Origin of the sequence: Campylobacter sp. RM9334 (assembly GCF_020138145.1) — a bacterium.
In the GTDB taxonomy this organism is placed as follows: Bacteria; Campylobacterota; Campylobacteria; order Campylobacterales; family Campylobacteraceae; genus Campylobacter_E.
Window position 1 is genome coordinate 32,597 of record NZ_JACGAX010000011.1, and the last position, 18,527, is coordinate 51,123.

An 18,527-nucleotide genomic window follows, 5' to 3' on the forward strand; every position below is an offset into this window, starting at 1 on the left:
TCTCCTTTAATAATTTTTAAAACCAATTCATTTTTTTAGCATCTTTTAAGAATGCATAAATGATTAAAATATTTACGAAAAATAAAGGGCAACCCCCAACTATAATTGCTGTTTGTATAGGTTTTAATCCTCCTAATGCAAGCAACGTAACACCTACAACTCCTACTAAAATACTCCAACCTATTCTTATAAATAGAGGTGGTTCTTCATCTTCTTTTACACCTTTGCAAGTACTCATTGCTAGAGTATATGCACATCCGTTGATTAAAGTAATAGTTGCAATGAATGCAAAAATAAAGAAGCCAAAAATACAAACAGTAGGCATAGGAAGTGTTGCCCAAGTTTCAATTACAGCCCTAAAAGCTCCAGATTTTTCAATAACTGCAGGGATATCAAGGCCTTTTGTTACCATTAAATGCATTGTGTTTCCACCTAAAATACCCCACATAATCCAAGTTGAAGCACTAATTCCAGCAACAATTCCTATACAAAGTTGTCCTATTGTTCTACCTTTACTAATACGAGCTAAGAAAATACTCATTGAAATTCCATAAACTATATACCAACACCAATAAAACACTGTCCAAGCTTGTGGGAAACCATTGCTACGAATACCATCTGTGTAAAATATCATTTTTGCAAAGTTTGTAATAAATATACCAATACTATCAGTAAAATAATTAAGCATAAATGTAGTAGAGCCTAATATAAACACATATCCAAGCATAATAATCATCAAATATGTTCTAATATCGCTAGCAATTTTAATACCTTTAGAAATACCAAGAGCCACACAAATAGCATTAAATACTACCCAGCATGAAACTATTGTTGCATCTAGCATTAAAGTGTGTTCTATTCCAAATAACCATTGCATACATTCAGTTACAATAGGGGTTGCAAGACCTAGTGAAGTTCCCATTGCTAGAATTAAGCAAACTACATAAACATTATCAATTATAGTTCCTAACCAACCATTAGCTAATTTTTCTCCTATTGCTGGTGCTAATGTTCCTGATGGGCGAATAGTATCCATTTTTTTAACAAACATAAAATAACCAAATGCAATTGTTAAAAGTGCATAAGAAGCCCAAGGCAAAGGCCCCCAATGAAACATAGAATATGGAAGCCCCATATCCATAGCTTCATAACTCATTTTTTCGTATCCAAATGGCATAGAAATAGAGTAGTAATAAACCTCTAAAACAGCCCAATAAATAATAGCTGCACTAGTGCAACTTGCAAACATCATAAATATCCAAGATATAGTGCTATATTCAGGATCGCCATCTCCTAACTTTCTTTTACTTAAAGGTCCAAACACTAGCCAAAAAAATCCAGCCAACATTGCTACCATATACCATTCAAATAAAAAACCAAACTTTTGAGTAACAAAATCAAAGGTTTTATTTATAGTTGCATTAGCAGCATCTAAATCACTTATAACCCACCAACCTAAAAGAATCACTACAAAAAGTGATGGAAAAAATACTTTAGGTTCTATTCCTCTTTTTTCTACCATGATTATTTTCCTTGCCAAACAGGTTCACGCTTTTCAATAAAGGCTTTAGGTCCTTCAATTCCATCAGCTGTTTTTTCTATAAAACGATATGCTATATCACAATATGCAGTTGCATCTTCAAGGCTCATTTGTTTTGCTCTATGAAAAATCATTTTTGAAAATTCAAGCGATAATGGAGCATTTTTTGTAATTGTTTTAGCTAATTCTAAAACTTCATTCATTAGCTCATCTTGTGGAACTATCTTATTAATAAGATTATATTTTAAAGCTTCGTCGGCTTTAATTACACGACCTGTTAGCATCATTTCCATTGCAAGTTTTGTAGGGATATCTCTTGCAAGTCTTACAAGACCACCAGTTGATGCAATAAGTCCAACTTTAACTTCAGTTAAGCCAAATTTAGCATTTTCTGATGCAATTATTAAATCACAACTCATAGCTATTTCCATGCCACCACCTACTGCAAAGCCATTTACAGCAGCTATAATTGGCTTTTTGCTAAGGCGATTTGTAATACCTCCAAAGCCATGCGGTGTAACTGTAGCACACTCGCCACTTCCACTAAGTTCACTTAAATCTTCTCCAGCACAAAAGGCTTTTGAACCAGCACCTGTTATTATGATAACTCTTACATCTTTATCAAGCTCTGTACGATTTAAAACATCTTCCATAGCATAACTTGTTTCGTGATTTAGTGCATTTGCTTTATTTTCACGATTAATTTTCATAATTAAAATTCCATCGTTTAATTCACACTTTAAACCTTCATTTTCAAAATAAACCATAAATACTCCTTTAAATTAATACTTTTGATAAGTTATTTAAAACTTCTTTTAAGTCACCAACAATTCCTAAATCTGCAGATTCAAAGAATGGTGCTTTGTCATCTTTGTTAATAACTACAATTTTTTTAGAATTTACACAACCTACTAAATGTTGAACTTGTCCACTAATACCTATAGCAATATATAAATCAGGTGCAATAATGTTTGCACTAATACCTATATAGCGAGATTTGTCTATCCATTTTTCAGTTTCTGCAATAGGTCTTGAGCATGCAATTTGCGCGCCTAATTTTTCAGCTAATTTATATGCTAAATTTAAATCTTCTTTTTGAGCAAAGCCACGACCAACTGCAACAATAATTTTTGCCTTGCTTAAATCTACATCGTTATTTACTTTTTTATTAACACTTAAAACTTTTACTTTATTAGCCGATATTTCTTTTGTTGCAGTATTTACATCTTTCAAAGTTATTTCATTTTCATTTGCCGCGTAGTTTGTGCTTAAAGAGATTATTTTTTCATTTCCTGTAAGTTCGCTTGTTCTAATAGCAGCACCACCATAAACAATATTAGTAGTTTTTACCCCATTGCTTAAATCTATAGTTGATACATCACTAACAATAGGAGCGTCTAAATATCCTGCAACTAAAGCTGCTAAATCTTTATTAGCTGATGAGGTGATAAATAATACATCTTGATTTTTTAAATCTTCAGCAATGCTTTTTGCACAATCATTAATGCTAGCACCATTAGCAATATTAAACTTAATTTGATTTTCAGCAATGCTTTGTATATTTTCAGTGCAATAGTGAGTGTCAATAATACCTAAATTATTAATCTTTTTTAAGGTATCAATTTCGTTTGTAAATACATAAATTTTCATATCTTGCTCCTTATAATAATTTTTCAAATTCCGATTTGAAATTCTCAAAGTCTTTTAATTCAAATATTTGTTTTGCTCTATCTTTTGATTTTGGAGCTTCTATTTTTAATGTAGTAATTTTCGACACATTATTACTAGCAGCAACTTCACTGCAAGGTTTTTTAGCAGCTTGTAAGATAGCTTTCATACCAGGTATTTTTGCTTCATAGTATTCAGGATTTACGCTAAGCACTGCAGGTAAATCTAAATTAAGATGACCTTCGTTTAAAGAATCACTAGTGTTTAAATCTACAATATTTGAAACTGCATTAATAGCACTTACATTACCTGCATATGCAGCATCTAATTTTGCAGCTAGAAAAGGTGCAAATATTCCTTGAAATAAATCAGAAGAATTTGAACCAGCGATTATAATTTTTGCATCAATGCTTTTTGCATATTCACAAACTGCATTTGCTGCACTTATGCTATCAACTGCAACGCCTTTTAAATTGATTAACTCATCTAAGCCACGGCTTAATAAATCTTTATTAAGTTTTGAATTTAGACTTTCGCCAGCATAAACTCCTATGATTTTGCAATCAGCATTTTTTTCTTTAATTGATAAAGCACATTCAATTGCGCTTAAATCAAAGTTAGAAATTTTTAAATTAGAAGTTTGATCTAATTCACCATTTGAAAATTTTAATTCTTCTTCATCTAAAACAATTTTAGTGCAAACTAAAATATTCATAAAATCTCCTTTTTTAATTTAATCTTAATTTAAAATATTAAATTTTAAATATAAGTTTTTTAATTATATATTTTTTTCCTTGTTTGAAACTTAAAGATATATTGATATAAATATTTAATTAAATAATGAAGAATAATATTTAAGCAATAATGAAGATAATAAAACGCCTGAAAATATTAATAATATGGCATATAATTTAGTTTTTTTGTATTCGTTTGTTTCTAATTTAATAGACATAAAATTTAAATTTTTATTAGAATTTTTTTCTAAAAACATAATTCCAAAGATTAAACTAGACAATATAGAGCAAAAAAATGCTTCATATGTAATTAAGTTTAGTTCGCTTAAAAATCTAACAATTATATAAGTTAAAAATCCACTGATTTGAGATGCTAGGGCTGATTTTATTCCATAGTTTTTGATATATAAAATACCAATAACGCTTACTATCCAACTAGCTGCTATTATAGTGCTTGCAAACCAAGCAATTATTCTAATACTTGCTAATTCAAAAGTATTAATTATAAAACATAAAACGCATACACTTAATATAATTATTCTGCACAATATAAGTTTTTGTTTATCAGTTTTTTCTTTTTTGCTTATTTGTCCTATAATATCTTCACTAAAACTAAAACCAATAACAGCTAAAAATGTCATAGCAGAGCTAATTCCTGCTTGAACTATACCAGTTATTAGCATTGCACTTAAAATAGGAGGCATTTGTTCTAAAGCAGAAATAATTACTACTTTTTCACTGGTATTAATATTAATTCCACTATATTTAATAACTATTACTAATAGGTATAAAATTCCTAGAAAATATACTGTTAAAATTGCTGATAATACGCTCGTTCTAAAAATCACATGTTCATTTTTAGCCATTAAATTTCTACCTGCTTGCCAAGGAGAAATAGCTATAGTTATACACCAGATAATTCCCATAGTTAATACATAAGGTAATTCATTTGGAGCTTTTAATGTTTCTGGCTGTGATTGAGCAAGTTGTTTCATTGCTATAAAAGGATTTTCAATAGTATTAAAAATATAAAATGCTGCAATTATAGTAACACTTAAAAACATAACGCACATAAGAGTATCACTAATAATTGCTCCATTTGAGCCACTAAGGCTTACAAAGGCTAAAATTATAATAAAACCTGCAATTAAGCTTGTAGTTTTGCTAAAATCAGTTAAACTTTCTAATAAAATACTAACACCTTGCATAACTGAAACAAGATAAGCAAACATACTAAAACAAACTACAAAAGCCGAACACATTCTTAGATATTTTGCAAGTTTATGTTCTTTAAATACTAAATAGAAAAATTCAGGTAGAGTTTTTACTTTGCTTGTTCTTAGATATCTTCCAAAAAATAAAGAGCCTAAGATATAACCACAAGCACACATAGTATTTATCACCATTAATGATATAAAGTGGCCATCATATACCCAAGCACAATCACCCATAAAACCATTTGTAGATAACATACTTGCAAAAACAGTACCTGTTAAAAATATAGTATTAGCATTTCTTCCTGCAACAAAAAAGTCATCTAAATTTTTAGTTCTTTTTGAAAGAAAATAAGACAAGATTAAAAATAAGATAAAAGAAATTAAAACAAGCAGGCTTATAATATTCATTGTTTTTCTTCTTTAGACAATTTCATATACATTAAAACACCACAACAAATTAAACAAATACCTGAAAATAAAGCATAAAATAACTCAAGCATATTTTACCTTAATATAAAATTAAAAAAATTATTTAATTTTATAATTTTAAAACTTAAAAAAATGTAAATTTTTAAATATATTTATATAAGAAATAAGATAAAATAAATTAAATTATATTTATTATCTCTTTAAAAAAGATAAAAATATGTAGAATTTTATATTTTTTCTTGACAAATAAACTTATATTAAATACACTTGCGAACCTATTTTAGTTTTTGTGATACTTATCACATGTTCTTTAATGGGTTGGCTTAAATGCCAACGAGTTCTTTTAAAAGGAAAAATTATGGAAAGAATTAGGTTAAAGTTAAAAGCTTATGACCATAGGGTTCTAGATCGTACAGTTGCGGCAATTGTTGAAGCCGTTAAGAGAACTGGTGCTGAAATTAGAGGTCCAGTGCCAATGCCTACAAAAATAAAGCGTTATACCGTTTTAAGATCTCCGCACATCAATAAAGATTCAAGAGAACAATTTGAAATGAGAATTCACGCTCGTATGATTGATATTTTGGCTGCTACTACTGACACCGTTGATAGCTTAACAAAGCTTGATTTGGCACCAGAAGTTAATGTTGAAGTTCGTGCAATGGGCAAGTAAGGATAGAGTATGGAATATATTGTTGAAAAAATCGGAATGAGTAGAACAATTAACACATCTAGCACTCCTGTAACATTACTTAAGTTAGTAAAAACAAAAGTTTGCGAACTTAAAGATGGTAAAGCTATCGTTGCTTACGCACAAGGTAAACATCAAAACAAGTGCATAGCAGGTCAGCAAAAAAAATACAGCCTAAGTGCAGAGTTTAACAAATTTGCTAGTTTAGAAGTAGCAAATAAAGAAGCAGGTGACATTGACACTACACCTTTAGCTGAAGCAAAAGTTTTAAAAGTAAGCTTTAATTCAAAAGGTAGAGGTTTTGCAGGTGTTATTAAAAGACACGGATTTGCAGGTGGTCCAGCAAGTCATGGTAGCCGTTTTCACAGACGCTCAGGTTCTATAGGTAACCGCGAGTGGCCAGGTCGTGTTCAAAAAGGACGCAAAATGGCGGGTCATTTTGGTAATGAATTAGTTACTGTTAAAAATGAAGTTGTTTCATTTGACGCTGAAAATGGTGTTTTAGTATTAAAAGGTAGCGTTGCAGGTTATAATGGTGCAATGGGTAAAGTAAGGATTGTAAAATGAAAGTATGCGTATTAAACGATAAATTTGAAAAAGCTAGTGAGCTTGATTTACCAGCAAGATACGCTGAAGTAAATCCTCATAACCTTTATTTATATGTAAAATCATATCAAGCTAGCATGAGAGCAAATACAGCTCATACTAAAGGTAGAAGTGATGTTAGCGGTGGTGGTAAAAAACCATGGAGACAAAAAGGTCGTGGCGGTGCTCGTGCAGGTTCAACTAGAACTAACGTATGGGTAGGTGGTGCAGTTGCATTTGGTCCAACAAATAATAGAAACTATTTTCAAAAAGTAAATAAAAAGCAAAAAAGATTAGCATTTGAAAGAGCTTTAGCTGATAAAGCAAATGCAAACGCAATATTTGCAGTAGATAATATAGTTATTGAAAGTGGTAAAACAAAAGATGCAAGAGCTATGATTAATAAAATAGGTGTTAAAGATGCTTTAATAGTTAAATCATTATTAGATGAAAAAACTTTATTAGCATTTAGAAATCTTGCAAATTGTTATGTTGTTGATATTACTGAAGTAAATGCTTATTTATTAAGTATATTTAACTCAGTTATTATTGAAAAAGATGCTTTAGCATCAATTACGAAAGAGGGCTAAGATGGCTGATATCACAGATATAAAAAATATAGTTTATACAGAAAAAACTTTAGGCCTTCAAGAAAGTGGCGTAGTAGTTATTCAAGCTAGCCCTAAAATGACAAAAAATGGTCTAAAGCAAGTGTTAAGAGAATATTTTGGTATCGTTCCTTTAAAAATAAATTCATTAAGAATGGATGGAAAAGTTAAAAGATTTAGAGGAATTGAAGGCCAAAGAAGTGACTTTAAAAAGTTTTATGTAAAGCTACCTGAGGGTGCTAGTTTAGAGAATAAGGAAGGCTAAGATGGCTATTAAAACTTATAAACCATATACCCCAAGCAGAAGATATATTACAGGTGTAAGTAGCGATGATATTACAGCAAAAGCTAGTGTTCGCTCATTACTTGTAAAACTTCCAGCTGCAGCAGGTAGAAATAACAACGGAAGAATAACAAGTCGCCATAAAGAAGCAGGTGCTAAAAAACTATATCGTATCATTGATTTCAAAAGAAATAAATTTGGAATTGAAGGTCGTGTAGAAGCTATTGAGTATGACCCATACAGAAATTGCCGTATTGCATTAATTGCTTATAAAGATGGTGAAAAAAGATATATTATCCAACCTCGTGGTTTAGCAGTAAATGACATTGTTTGTTCAGCTGCTGAAGGTTTAGATATTAAACCAGGAAATGCTATGAAATTAAAATCAATTCCTGTAGGTACAATTATCCATAACCTTGAGTTAAAACCAGGTAAAGGTGGACAAATGATTCGTTCAGCAGGTTCTTTTGCTCAATTAATGGGTAAAGAAGAAAAATATGTAATCGTTCGCTTACAATCAGGTGAAATGAGAAGAGTATTAGCTGAATGTATGGCTAGTATTGGTGAAGTTGGTAATGAAGATTGGGCTAACGTTACAATCGGTAAAGCAGGACGCAATAGACATAGAGGTATTCGCCCACAAACTCGTGGTAGTGCAATGAACCCAGTAGATCACCCACATGGTGGTGGTGAGGGTAAAAAGAACTCAGGTCGTCACCCAGTTACACCTTGGGGTAAACCAACTAAAGGTGCTAAGACTCGCCGTAAAAAGGCTAGCGATAAGCTAATAATATCAAGAAGAAAAGGAAAATAAGATGGCTAGATCATTAAAAAAAGGTCCTTTTGTTGATTCTCATGTTATGAAAAAAGTTATCGCAGCAAAAAAAGCTAACGATAATAAACCAATTAAAACTTGGTCAAGAAGAAGCACTATAACTCCTGATATGATCGGTCTTACTTTTAACGTTCATAATGGTAAAAGCTTTATTCCAGTATATGTAACTGAAAATCACATAGGTTATAAATTAGGTGAATTTGCACCAACTCGCACATTTAAAGGCCACAAAGGTTCTGTGCAGAAGAAAATTGGAAAATAAGGGGTAGTAGATGAGTAAAGCATTAATTAAATTCATAAGACTATCACCAACTAAGGCAAGATTGTTAGCAAGAGAAGTTCAAGGAATGAATGCTGAATTAGCAATGGCTAGTTTAAAATTTATGCCAAATAAAGCAGCAAAATACATTTCTAATGCAATTTCAAGTGCTGTTGCAAATGGTGGATATGAGCCAAGTGAAGTTGTAGTAAGTTCATGCCGTGTTGATGCAGGTGCAGTTCTAAAAAGAATTAGACCAAGAGCAAGAGGTAGTGCAAGTCGCATTAGAAAACCAACTGCTCATATTATGGTTGAAGTAAGCAGAGCAAAAACTGAAAGTAAGGAAAGCTAAAATGGGACAAAAAGTAAATCCGATCGGTCTTAGACTAGGAATTAATAGAAATTGGGAATCAAGATGGTTTCCAGCTAAAGCTAGTTTAGCACAAAGCATAGGCGAAGATTATAAAATCCGTGCTTTTCTTAAAAAAGAGCTATACTATGCAGGCGTTAGTCAAATAATAATAGAAAGAACTGCTAAGAAATTAAGAGTTACTGTAGTTGCAGCTCGTCCTGGAATTATCATTGGTAAAAAAGGTAGTGATGTTGAAGTAATTAAAACAAAACTACAAAAAATTATCAATAAAGAAGTAAATCTTAATATTAAAGAAGAGCGTCGTGCTAATGCATCAGCTCAATTAGCAGCAGAAAGTGTTGCAACTCAACTTGAAAAGCGTGTTGCTTTCCGCCGTGCTATGAAAAAAGTTATTCAAAATGCACAAAAAGCAGGAGCAAAAGGTATTAAAGTTAGCGTTGCAGGTCGTTTAGGTGGTGCTGAAATGGCTAGAACAGAGTGGTATCTTGAAGGTCGTGTGCCTTTACATACTTTAAGAGCAAAAATTGATTATGGTTTTGCTGAAGCTCATACAACTTATGGAAACATAGGTATTAAAGTATGGATATTCAAAGGTGAGGTATTACATAAAGGTGTTCAAGCTGATAAAACTGAAGAGCCAGCAGCAAAGAAGACAAGAAGAACCAGAAGAGGTAAATAATTATGTTGATGCCAAAAAGAACAAAATTTAGAAAAATGATGAAAGGCCGCAATCGTGGCTATGCTTGCCGTGGCACAAAACTTGCTCTAGGTGATTATGCTTTAAAAGCTACTGAGGGTGGTAGAGTTAATTCACGCCAAATTGAAGCAGCTCGTATTGCTCTAACTCGTCATGTTAAAAGACAAGGTAAATCATGGATAAGAGTATTCCCAGATAAACCTTTAACTAAAAAACCACTCGAAACAAGGATGGGTAAAGGTAAAGGTAGTGTTGAAGAATGGGTAATGAATATTCAACCAGGCAGAATTCTTTTTGAAATGACAGGCGTTAGTGAAGATATGGCTAGAGAAGCTCTTGCACTTGCTATGAGTAAATTACCATTTAAAACTAAGTTCGTTACAAGAGAGAGTGAAAATGAAATATACTGAGCTAAAAGATAAAACAGCAGAAGAATTAAATGCTATGTTAAAAGAGAAAAAGGTGCTTTTATTTACACTAAAACAAAAGCTTAAAACGATGCAGCTTACAAATACAAATGAGCTTCGCGTAGTAAGAAAAGATATTGCTAAAATCAATACTGCAATATCAGCTATGAAATAAGGGGCTAATTATGAGTTTTAAAAGAGAAATACAAGGCGTAATCGTTGCAAAATCAGGTGATAAAACAGTTAGCGTTCTAGTTGAGCGTAAAGTTGTTCACCCAAGATATAGAAAGATTGTAAAACGCTTTAAAAAATATTTAGTTCATGATGAAAAAAATACTGCTAATGTTGGCGATACAGTTGTGGCAATTGAATGCAGACCATTGTCAAAACGCAAATCTTTTCGTCTTAAAACAATCTTAGCAGCAGGAGTTGAGTAATGATTCAAAGTTTTACAAGGCTTGTAGTTGCTGATAATAGCGGCGCAAAAGAAATTATGTGTATAAAAGTATTAGGTGGTAGCAAGAGAAGATATGCTACTGTAGGTGATGTTATAGTTGCATCTGTTAAAAAAGCTTTACCAAATGGTAAAATTAAAAAAGGTCAAGTAGTTAAAGCTGTAATCGTAAGAACTAAAAAAGAAGTTCAAAGAGAAAATGGCTCATTAATTCGTTTTGACGAAAATGCAGCAGTTATTTTAGATGCTAAAAGAGAGCCAGTTGGAACTCGTATTTTCGGGCCAGTTGGTAGAGAAGTAAGATATGGTGGCTTTATGAAAATTGTTTCACTAGCTCCGGAGGTTTTATAATGGCTGTTAAATTTAAAATTAAAAAAGGTGATAATGTAAAAATTATCGCAGGTGATGATAAAGGTAAAACAGGTGTTGTAAAGGCAGTTTTTCCTAAGAAAAATCAAGTAATCGTTGAAGGTTGCAAAATTGCTAAGAAAGCAGTTAAACCAAGCGAGCAAAATCCACAAGGTGGTTTTGTAAATAAGGAAATGCCTATGGATATTTCAAATGTAGCAAAGGTGGAGGCATAATATGAGATTAAAAGAAAAATATGTTAATAGCATTAAGCCTGCTATTGCTAAAGAATTTGATATTAAAAATCCTATGTTAATTCCTGCTATTGAAAAAATTGTAATTAGCGTTGGTTTAGGTGCTGAATTTACTAAAGATCAAAAAGTATTACAAAGCATTGTTGATACAATTAGTTTAATTTCAGGACAAAAAGCAGTTGTAACTAAAGCTAAAAAATCAGTTGCTGGTTTTAAAGTAAGAGATGGTTTCCCTGTTGGTGTAATGGTAACTTTAAGAAAAGACAATATGTATGCGTTTTTAGATAAGTTAATTTCTATTGCATTACCAAGAGTTAAAGACTTTAGAGGCCTAAGTAGAGATGGTTTTGATGGTCGTGGAAATTATAGCTTCGGTTTAAATGAACAATTAATGTTCCCTGAAGTTGTATATGACCAAATTTTAAGAACCCATGGTATGAATATAAATGTTGTAACAACAGCAAATAGCGATAAAGAGGCATTAAGATTATTAGAATTATTCGGTGTGCCTTTCACAAAAGGAAAGTAATATGGCAAAAAAATCAATGATAGCAAAAGCTGCTCGTCCAGCTAAGTTTAAAGTTAGAGCTTATACAAGATGCCAAATTTGTGGTCGTCCACACTCAGTATATAGAGATTTTGGAATTTGCCGTGTGTGCCTAAGAAAAATGGCTAATGAAGGATTAATTCCTGGTCTTAAGAAAGCTAGCTGGTAAGGAGAAGTTATGATTAACGATTTAATTTCAGATTCACTAACTCGTATTAGAAATGCAGCACTTCGTAAATTAGATACAACAAAATTACTACATTCAAAAGTTGTAGAATCTATTGTTGATATTTTTAAAGCGAAAGGTTATATTGAAGATTATAGCGTTGTTGAAGAAGATAAAAAGAAATTCATCAATGTAGTTTTAAAATATGATGAAAAAGGCAAAAGCGTTATTAATGAAATAAAGCGTGTTAGCAAACCTGGTCGTAGAGTTTACCGTGGTAAAGATGAAATCAAAAGATTTAAAAACGGTTATGGAACAATAGTTGTAAGTACAAGCAAAGGTGTTATTAGCAATGAAGTTGCTTATAAAGAAGGCATCGGTGGCGAAGTACTTTGCACTATTTGGTAATTAATGCTTTTTATGGCATTCGGAAAGCTTAAGCTTTCCCTAGACAAATAAAAAGGAAAAATATGTCAAGAATAGGAAAACAACCAATTGAAATTCCAGCTGGAATTTCAGCTAAAGTAGATGGTAATGTTCTTAGTTTTACTAAAGGAAATGTAAAAAAAGAACTTGATTTTAAAGGCCATGTAAATGTAGAAGTTAAAGACAATCAAGTAGTATTCACTCCAAAAAGTGATGATAGAAGTTCAAGAGCTTATTGGGGAACTTACAGAGCTTTAGCTAATAATATAGTAATAGGTCTTACTCAAGGATTTAAAAAAGTATTAGAAATAAATGGTGTTGGATATAAAGCTGCAATGAAAGGTAAAACTTTAGAAATGGCTTTAGGTTACTCACATCCAGTAATTTTTGATGCTCCAGAAGGCATTGAAATAGCAGTTGAGAAAAATACTATCGTAATTACAGGTGCTGATAAGCAAGTAGTAGGTCAAGTTGCAGCTAAAATTCGTGAATTTAGACCACCTGAGCCATATAAAGGTAAAGGTATTAAGTATTCAGATGAGCGTATTATTCGCAAAGCTGGTAAAACATCTAAGAAGTAAGGGATAAATAATGAGAGCAAATATCTTAAAAAGAAAATTATCTCTTAGAATTAAGAGAAAAAAGAGAATTCGTGCAAAAATTAGCGGTTGTGCAACTTTACCAAGAGTATCTATTTTTAAATCAAATAGAACACTTTATGTTCAAGCAATTGATGATGTAAAAGCTCACACAATAGCTAGCGTAAATGGTAAAAAATTAGGCATTAAAGCAAATATTGAAGGTGCTAAGAAATTAGCAGCTGAATTTGCAAAAAGCTTAAAAGCAGCAAAAATTGAAGAAGCAGTTTTTGATAGAAATGGTTATTTATACCATGGTGTTGTAGCAGCTTTTGCTGATGCTTTAAGAGAAAACGGTATCAAACTATAAGGATAAATTATGGAAAAATATAATAGAGAAGAATTTGAAGAAGTAATTGTTGATATCGGTAGAGTTACAAAGGTTGTTAAAGGTGGTCGCCGCTTTAGATTTACAGCACTTGTAATTGTAGGTAATAAAAATGGCCTTGTAGGTGTTGGTTATGGTAAAGCTAAAGAAGTTCCTGATGCTATTAAAAAAGCAGTAGATGATGCGTTCAAAAATATCATTTCAGTTAAACTTCGTGGCCAAACAATCCCACACGATATTGAAGTAAAATACAATGCAAGCCGTATTTTATTAAAACCTGCTAGCGAAGGTACTGGAGTTATCGCAGGTGGTTCAAGCCGTCCAATTATTGAACTTGCAGGTATTAAAGATATTCTTACAAAATCACTTGGTTCATCAAATCCAGGCAACGTTGTAAGAGCTACAATCAAAGCTTTAAGTATGTTGAAAGGATAAAAAATGGGACTTGAAAATTTACAAAAAGCAGCAGGCTCTACTCATAAAACAAAAAGAATAGGCCGTGGTCAAGGTTCTGGCTGGGGAAAAACTGCTACAAAAGGTGGCAAAGGTCAAACAGCTAGAAAAGGTTATAATGAAAAAAGAGGTTTTGAAGGTGGTCAGCAACCACTTCAAAGAAGATTACCTAAAGTTGGTTTTACTTCTAAGTTTGAAAAACCTTATGTAATTAATGTTGAAAAAGTTACAGCTATTAAAGAATTAAAAGAAATTACTTTTGAAAGCTTAAAAAGTGTTCATAAATTTTCTTCAAGCGTTAAGAAAATAAAATTAATTGGCGCAAGTGCTAGTTCATTAGTAGCAAAAATCAAAGACGAAAACATTAAAACTAGCGGAAGTAAATAATGAATAAAAATCTTGCCAATAAAATTTTTATAACATTGGCGCTTTTATTTGCTTACAGGATACTGGCTTACGTGCCAGTTCCTGGCGTAAATGTAGATGTAATTAAAGAATTTTTTGAATCAAACACAAATAATGCTTTAGGTATGTTTAATATGTTTAGTGGAAAAGCTGCTGAGCGTTTATCAATCATATCTTTAGGTATAATGCCTTATATTACTTCATCAATTATTATGGAATTACTTGCAGCAACATTTCCAAATATCGGTCGTATGAAAAAAGAACGCGATGGAATGGTTAAATATATGCAAATTATTCGTGTAGCAACTATTGTAATTACTTTAATTCAAAGTGTTGGAGTTTCAGTAGGGCTTCAAAGCTTACACTCAAGAACAGGTGAAGCTGCTATTATGATTGATTTTAATACATTTATAGCTTTAAGCGCTGCTAGTATGTTAGCTGGAACTATGTTGCTTATGTGGTTAGGCGAGCAAATTACTCAAAGAGGTATTGGCAATGGTATTTCATTAATTATTTTTGCTGGTATCGTTTCGGGAATTCCTAGTGCGATTTCTAGCACAATTAACCTTGTAAATACTGGTGAATTAAATTTCTTAGTAGTAATTGGTATTGCCTTAGTTATTATTGCAGCTATTGGTGCTATTATTTATGTAGAATTGGGAGAAAGAAGAATTCCAATTTCTTATAGTAGAAAAGTTTTAATGCAAAATCAAAATAAAAGAATTATGAATTATATTCCTATTAAATTAAATTTAAGTGGTGTAATTCCTCCAATTTTTGCTAGTGCAATTTTGACATTTCCTGCTACTGTTTTACAATCAAGTACAAATGAATACATTATGAAAATTAATGATATTTTCAATCCAAATGGTTATGTATTTCATATTTTTACATTCTTTTTTGTAATCTTTTTTGCATATTTTTACGCATCAATTGCATTTAATGCAAAAGATATTTCAGAAAACCTAAAAAAACAAGGTGGTTTTATTCCAGGTATTCGTCCAGGAGAAGGAACAGCTTTATATTTAAATGAAATTGCAAGTCGCTTGACATTAAGTGGCTCAATATATTTAGCAATTATCGCTACGCTTCCTTGGCTTTTAGCTAAATTTATGGGAGTTCCATTTTATTTTGGTGGAACATCAGTTTTAATTGTTGTTCAGGTAGCACTTGATACAATGAGAAAAATTGAAGCTCAAATGTATGTGAATAAATATCAAACCTTAAGTGCAGTAGGCTTATGATTATAAATAGGCAAATATTTTTGCCGATTATTTTGGCTATATTTTTTGTGGCTTGTTCGCAAAATATAGCCAACAATAACTATGAAAACTATCAAAATAAAATCAATGGTGTAGTGTTAATTGATGATGTTTATTCTAATTATCCAGCACAAATGTTTACTCCTAATGCTATTTTTGATACTAAATTGGATATAGAAAAAGTACAACAAACAAATAAAATTGTAGAGCGTATTTTAAATTCTTCAAGTGAGTGGAGATATACTCCTTATAGACTTGGCGGCACTAATAAAAACAAAGGTGCGGATTGTTCTTTTTTTACTCAAGAGATTTATAAACAAGTATATGGATTTAATCTAAGTAGAAGCACAAAAGAACAAAGATTAGGTGGTAAAAAAGTTTCAAAATCTAAGCTTAAAGCAGGAGATTTAGTGTTCTTTAGAACAGATGGACCTTTTGGCTTACATGTTGGAATTTATCTTGAAAATAACAATTTTATACATTTATCTTCAAAAGGTGGAACAAGAATTCAAAGCCTTAATGTAAGATATTGGAATACAAGATATTTAGATGCAAGAAGGTATATAAATGCTAAATAAAATAGCAATTTTTGATAGTGGTGTAGGTGGGCTTGGAACTTTAAAATTATTAGTAAAAAGCCGTGTAGCAAAAGAAATAATTTATTATGCTGATAATAAAAATGTCCCATTTGGAACTAAAAGCAAAGAAGAAATTTTAAAAATCGGTCAAAATGCAATTGATTATTTAACAAGTTTAAATGTAGATTTGATTATTTTAGCTTGTAACACAGTTAGCTCAATTTTAAGCGAGCTAAATGTAGCTATTAAAGTTCTTCCTATAAGTGATTATGGTATTTTAGGGCTTAGTCAAATTGCTAATAATCAAAATTCTTTAGTAGTAGCTACAAAAGCAACTCTTAGCTCAGGGCTTTATCAAAACGCTTGTAAAAAATATAATATAAAAGCTGATTTTATAAGTCCTATTTCTTTTGTTCCTATTGTTGAGAGTATGGATTATTCTAAAGCGAGTGAAGATTTTGCAAATTATTTTAATAAAAATAATTATGATTATATTCTTTATGCTTGTACTCATTATCCATTTTTAGAGCAAGAATTTAAAACTTATTTTCCTAAAGCCACATTGATTGACCCAGCAAAAATTTTAGCACAAACTATGCAAGATGAATTTTTTAATAAAGATTTTAAATCAGAAATTATAATTGATTTTAGAGCTAGTAAAGATACTAAGATATTAAAAGATTTTTATGAAAGGATTAAAAATGTATGAGATTTTAGTAAGACCTTGTGGAGATTACGCTACAAATTGTTATATTGTAAAGCACGAATTAGGAGATATTGTAATAGACCCAGGCAAAGGTGCTTTAAGCTTTATTAAAGAAAACTCAAGCAAAGTTCTAGCAATTTTAAACACCCACGGACATCACGACCACATATGGGACAATAAATTAGTAGCACAAGAATTTAATGCTCCTTTATACACCCCAAAAGATGATATATTTATGTTAAAAAATCCTTTTTATGGTTTTTTACCAAGCGATGATATAGCAATAGCCGTTGAAGACAAAGAAGAATTAGTATTTAATGGTTTAAAATTTACTTTTCATCATTTTGCAGGTCATACTCCAGGTTGTTCTATGATTGAATTTGATGATGTTTATTTTAGTGGGGATTTTTTATTTGAAAGAAGTATAGGCAGATGGGATTTTGAGTTCTCAAATGCTGATGATATGGTAAATAGTCTTGAAAAAGCAAAGAATTTAAAAGATGATTTTTATTTACTACCAGGTCATGGAAATCAAACAAAAGTTAGTTTAGAAAAACCACATTTTGATTCTTGGATAAGATACATTAAGCAATGTTAATAATAGAATTAATTTTAGTATTTTTTGGTTTGATGGCTTGGTTTTTTCAAAAAGCATCACCAAAAAATGAAAAAATAGAAAGACTTAGTAGAAAATGTCCTTGCACAAGAATGGCTAATACTGGGCTTTTAACTAAAATATTTCTTTATTCAGCCATTGGTATAATTATAATTAATGCTTCAATGTTAGACTATGTGGGTTTTAATAAAGATAATATCTCTCAATTTATAATAGCCTTAGTGCTTGTATTTTTGGGGTATAAAGTAAGAAAGGATGAATATGATAGAAATTAAAAAACCAGCAGAAATAGAAAAATTAAGAGTAGCTAATAAAATGGTTGCAAAAACGCTAGATTATCTTGAAACTTTAATAAAACCAGGAATTTCTTTAAAAGAATTAGATAAAGCTGCAGAAGATTATATCTTAAGCCTTGGTGCAAAACCAGCTTTTAAAGGGCTTTATGGTTTTCCAGGTGCAATTTGCATTAGTCTTAATGAAACTTGCATTCATGGAATTCCTGATGATAGAGTTTTAAAAGAAGGCGATATTGTAAGTTGCGATGTTGGAACTTTCATAGATGGATATTATGGCGACGCTGCTAGGACTTATGGTGTTGGCAAAATCTCTAAAAAAGATGAAGAATTAATTGCTTGCAGTAAGGATTGCTTGTTAAATGCAATAAGTCATATTAAAGATGGTATGAGATTTAAAGAGCTTAGCAAGATTTTAGAAGACTTTATTCGCTCTCGTGGTTTTGTTCCACTAGAAGGATTTTGCGGACACGGCATTGGTAGAAAACCACACGCAGAGCCTGAAATACCAAACTATCTACACCCAAATGATAGTATTAAAAATGGTCCAAAGATTAAAAATGGAATGGTATTTTGTATAGAGCCTATGATTTGTCAAAAAGATGGAAGACCTAAAAATCTAAAAGGTATGTGGGAAACTGCTTCAGCAGATGGATTAAATACTGCTCATTATGAACACTGCGTAGCTATTGTAAATGGAAGAGCTGAGATTTTATCAATTAATGAGTAA

Annotated in this window: 31 protein-coding genes; 26 read left to right on the top strand and 5 right to left on the bottom strand. The window is 31.3% G+C overall.

The annotated features are described in order from the left end of the window. Window positions 1-16: 16 nt before the first annotated feature. The 5 genes from caiT to AVBRAN9334_RS05880 form a co-directional block, all read right to left on the bottom strand. A complete protein-coding gene (gene caiT, locus AVBRAN9334_RS05860; RefSeq protein WP_214116125.1) occupies window positions 17-1,522 on the bottom strand; it encodes an L-carnitine/gamma-butyrobetaine antiporter in 1,506 nt (501 codons plus the stop codon). A gap of 2 nt (window positions 1,523-1,524) precedes the next feature. Continuing rightward, complete coding sequence (locus AVBRAN9334_RS05865; RefSeq protein ID WP_336607256.1) at window positions 1,525-2,307, bottom strand: enoyl-CoA hydratase-related protein; 783 nt, start codon at window positions 2,305-2,307, stop codon at window positions 1,525-1,527. 10 nt (window positions 2,308-2,317) lie between these two features. Beyond that, the gene (locus AVBRAN9334_RS05870) at window positions 2,318-3,190 is read right to left on the bottom strand and encodes an electron transfer flavoprotein subunit alpha/FixB family protein (protein ID WP_336607257.1); all 873 of its coding nucleotides are present in this window, start codon (window positions 3,188-3,190) and stop codon (window positions 2,318-2,320) included. 10 nt (window positions 3,191-3,200) lie between these two features. Further along, entirely contained in the window at window positions 3,201-3,923 is a 723-nt protein-coding gene (locus AVBRAN9334_RS05875; protein ID WP_336607258.1) for a hypothetical protein, read from the bottom strand. Window positions 3,924-4,037: 114 nt separating this feature from the next. Further along, window positions 4,038-5,567, bottom strand: a complete 1,530-nt coding sequence (locus AVBRAN9334_RS05880) for a sodium:solute symporter family protein (RefSeq protein WP_336607259.1) — start codon at window positions 5,565-5,567, stop codon at window positions 4,038-4,040. A gap of 379 nt (window positions 5,568-5,946) precedes the next feature. Between AVBRAN9334_RS05880 and rpsJ the strand changes: the two genes are divergently transcribed. From rpsJ to map, 26 genes are all read left to right on the top strand, one after another. After that, window positions 5,947-6,258 (top strand): 30S ribosomal protein S10, encoded by a 312-nt coding sequence (gene rpsJ, locus AVBRAN9334_RS05885; protein ID WP_214116107.1) that lies wholly within the window; start codon window positions 5,947-5,949, stop codon window positions 6,256-6,258. Window positions 6,259-6,267: 9 nt separating this feature from the next. After that, complete coding sequence (gene rplC / locus AVBRAN9334_RS05890) at window positions 6,268-6,843, top strand: 50S ribosomal protein L3 (protein WP_214116105.1); 576 nt, start codon at window positions 6,268-6,270, stop codon at window positions 6,841-6,843. Next, window positions 6,840-7,451: a 50S ribosomal protein L4 gene (gene rplD / locus AVBRAN9334_RS05895; RefSeq protein ID WP_214116103.1), complete on the top strand. Its 612-nt coding sequence runs from the start codon at window positions 6,840-6,842 to the stop codon at window positions 7,449-7,451. The genes rplC and rplD overlap by 4 nt, the downstream gene beginning before the upstream one ends. Window position 7,452: 1 nt before the next feature. After that, window positions 7,453-7,734: a 50S ribosomal protein L23 gene (locus tag AVBRAN9334_RS05900; RefSeq protein ID WP_214116101.1), complete on the top strand. Its 282-nt coding sequence runs from the start codon at window positions 7,453-7,455 to the stop codon at window positions 7,732-7,734. A 1-nt stretch (window position 7,735) separates the two neighbouring features. Further along, entirely contained in the window at window positions 7,736-8,566 is an 831-nt protein-coding gene (gene rplB / locus AVBRAN9334_RS05905) for a 50S ribosomal protein L2 (RefSeq protein WP_214116098.1), read from the top strand. Between the two features lies 1 nt (window position 8,567). Next, the gene (gene rpsS / locus AVBRAN9334_RS05910; RefSeq protein ID WP_214116097.1) at window positions 8,568-8,849 is read left to right on the top strand and encodes a 30S ribosomal protein S19; all 282 of its coding nucleotides are present in this window, start codon (window positions 8,568-8,570) and stop codon (window positions 8,847-8,849) included. A 10-nt stretch (window positions 8,850-8,859) separates the two neighbouring features. Continuing rightward, the gene (gene rplV, locus AVBRAN9334_RS05915; protein WP_214116095.1) at window positions 8,860-9,198 is read left to right on the top strand and encodes a 50S ribosomal protein L22; all 339 of its coding nucleotides are present in this window, start codon (window positions 8,860-8,862) and stop codon (window positions 9,196-9,198) included. Window position 9,199: 1 nt separating this feature from the next. After that, window positions 9,200-9,898 carry a 30S ribosomal protein S3 gene (gene rpsC, locus AVBRAN9334_RS05920; RefSeq protein WP_214116093.1) on the top strand — a complete coding sequence of 233 codons (699 nt, stop codon included), beginning with the start codon at window positions 9,200-9,202 and terminating at the stop codon, window positions 9,896-9,898. A 2-nt stretch (window positions 9,899-9,900) separates the two neighbouring features. Beyond that, the gene (rplP, locus tag AVBRAN9334_RS05925; RefSeq protein ID WP_214116091.1) at window positions 9,901-10,326 is read left to right on the top strand and encodes a 50S ribosomal protein L16; all 426 of its coding nucleotides are present in this window, start codon (window positions 9,901-9,903) and stop codon (window positions 10,324-10,326) included. Beyond that, window positions 10,313-10,498, top strand: a complete 186-nt coding sequence (gene rpmC, locus AVBRAN9334_RS05930; RefSeq protein ID WP_214116089.1) for a 50S ribosomal protein L29 — start codon at window positions 10,313-10,315, stop codon at window positions 10,496-10,498. Before rplP ends, rpmC begins: the two co-directional genes overlap by 14 nt. Before the next feature lie 10 nt (window positions 10,499-10,508). Further along, window positions 10,509-10,760 carry a 30S ribosomal protein S17 gene (gene rpsQ, locus AVBRAN9334_RS05935; protein ID WP_214116088.1) on the top strand — a complete coding sequence of 84 codons (252 nt, stop codon included), beginning with the start codon at window positions 10,509-10,511 and terminating at the stop codon, window positions 10,758-10,760. Beyond that, a complete protein-coding gene (rplN, locus tag AVBRAN9334_RS05940; RefSeq protein WP_214116086.1) occupies window positions 10,760-11,128 on the top strand; it encodes a 50S ribosomal protein L14 in 369 nt (122 codons plus the stop codon). Before rpsQ ends, rplN begins: the two co-directional genes overlap by 1 nt. Further along, complete coding sequence (rplX, locus tag AVBRAN9334_RS05945) at window positions 11,128-11,361, top strand: 50S ribosomal protein L24 (protein ID WP_214116077.1); 234 nt, start codon at window positions 11,128-11,130, stop codon at window positions 11,359-11,361. Before rplN ends, rplX begins: the two co-directional genes overlap by 1 nt. A 1-nt stretch (window position 11,362) precedes the next feature. Continuing rightward, window positions 11,363-11,908 (top strand): 50S ribosomal protein L5, encoded by a 546-nt coding sequence (gene rplE / locus AVBRAN9334_RS05950; RefSeq protein WP_214116075.1) that lies wholly within the window; start codon window positions 11,363-11,365, stop codon window positions 11,906-11,908. A 1-nt stretch (window position 11,909) separates the two neighbouring features. After that, window positions 11,910-12,095: a type Z 30S ribosomal protein S14 gene (locus tag AVBRAN9334_RS05955; RefSeq protein ID WP_172234194.1), complete on the top strand. Its 186-nt coding sequence runs from the start codon at window positions 11,910-11,912 to the stop codon at window positions 12,093-12,095. A 9-nt stretch (window positions 12,096-12,104) separates the two neighbouring features. Continuing rightward, entirely contained in the window at window positions 12,105-12,500 is a 396-nt protein-coding gene (gene rpsH, locus AVBRAN9334_RS05960; protein ID WP_214116073.1) for a 30S ribosomal protein S8, read from the top strand. A gap of 62 nt (window positions 12,501-12,562) precedes the next feature. Further along, window positions 12,563-13,099 carry a 50S ribosomal protein L6 gene (rplF, locus tag AVBRAN9334_RS05965; RefSeq protein WP_214116071.1) on the top strand — a complete coding sequence of 179 codons (537 nt, stop codon included), beginning with the start codon at window positions 12,563-12,565 and terminating at the stop codon, window positions 13,097-13,099. A 10-nt stretch (window positions 13,100-13,109) separates the two neighbouring features. Continuing rightward, window positions 13,110-13,466: a 50S ribosomal protein L18 gene (gene rplR, locus AVBRAN9334_RS05970; RefSeq protein ID WP_214116069.1), complete on the top strand. Its 357-nt coding sequence runs from the start codon at window positions 13,110-13,112 to the stop codon at window positions 13,464-13,466. Between the two features lie 9 nt (window positions 13,467-13,475). Further along, window positions 13,476-13,919, top strand: a complete 444-nt coding sequence (gene rpsE, locus AVBRAN9334_RS05975; protein ID WP_214116067.1) for a 30S ribosomal protein S5 — start codon at window positions 13,476-13,478, stop codon at window positions 13,917-13,919. A gap of 3 nt (window positions 13,920-13,922) precedes the next feature. Further along, on the top strand, window positions 13,923-14,324 hold the full coding sequence (gene rplO / locus AVBRAN9334_RS05980; protein ID WP_214116065.1) for a 50S ribosomal protein L15: 402 nt from the start codon (window positions 13,923-13,925) through the stop codon (window positions 14,322-14,324). Beyond that, window positions 14,324-15,586, top strand: a complete 1,263-nt coding sequence (secY, locus tag AVBRAN9334_RS05985) for a preprotein translocase subunit SecY (protein ID WP_214116056.1) — start codon at window positions 14,324-14,326, stop codon at window positions 15,584-15,586. The genes rplO and secY overlap by 1 nt, the downstream gene beginning before the upstream one ends. Continuing rightward, window positions 15,583-16,182 carry an NlpC/P60 family protein gene (locus AVBRAN9334_RS05990; protein WP_214150166.1) on the top strand — a complete coding sequence of 200 codons (600 nt, stop codon included), beginning with the start codon at window positions 15,583-15,585 and terminating at the stop codon, window positions 16,180-16,182. Before secY ends, AVBRAN9334_RS05990 begins: the two co-directional genes overlap by 4 nt. Next, window positions 16,172-16,891, top strand: coding sequence for a glutamate racemase (locus tag AVBRAN9334_RS05995; protein WP_239803237.1), 720 nt, complete (start codon window positions 16,172-16,174; stop codon window positions 16,889-16,891). The genes AVBRAN9334_RS05990 and AVBRAN9334_RS05995 overlap by 11 nt, the downstream gene beginning before the upstream one ends. Then, window positions 16,884-17,486, top strand: coding sequence for an MBL fold metallo-hydrolase (locus AVBRAN9334_RS06000; protein ID WP_214116043.1), 603 nt, complete (start codon window positions 16,884-16,886; stop codon window positions 17,484-17,486). Before AVBRAN9334_RS05995 ends, AVBRAN9334_RS06000 begins: the two co-directional genes overlap by 8 nt. Further along, complete coding sequence (locus tag AVBRAN9334_RS06005) at window positions 17,480-17,779, top strand: hypothetical protein (protein ID WP_214120231.1); 300 nt, start codon at window positions 17,480-17,482, stop codon at window positions 17,777-17,779. The genes AVBRAN9334_RS06000 and AVBRAN9334_RS06005 overlap by 7 nt, the downstream gene beginning before the upstream one ends. Continuing rightward, window positions 17,766-18,527 carry a type I methionyl aminopeptidase gene (gene map / locus AVBRAN9334_RS06010; RefSeq protein WP_336607260.1) on the top strand — a complete coding sequence of 254 codons (762 nt, stop codon included), beginning with the start codon at window positions 17,766-17,768 and terminating at the stop codon, window positions 18,525-18,527. Before AVBRAN9334_RS06005 ends, map begins: the two co-directional genes overlap by 14 nt.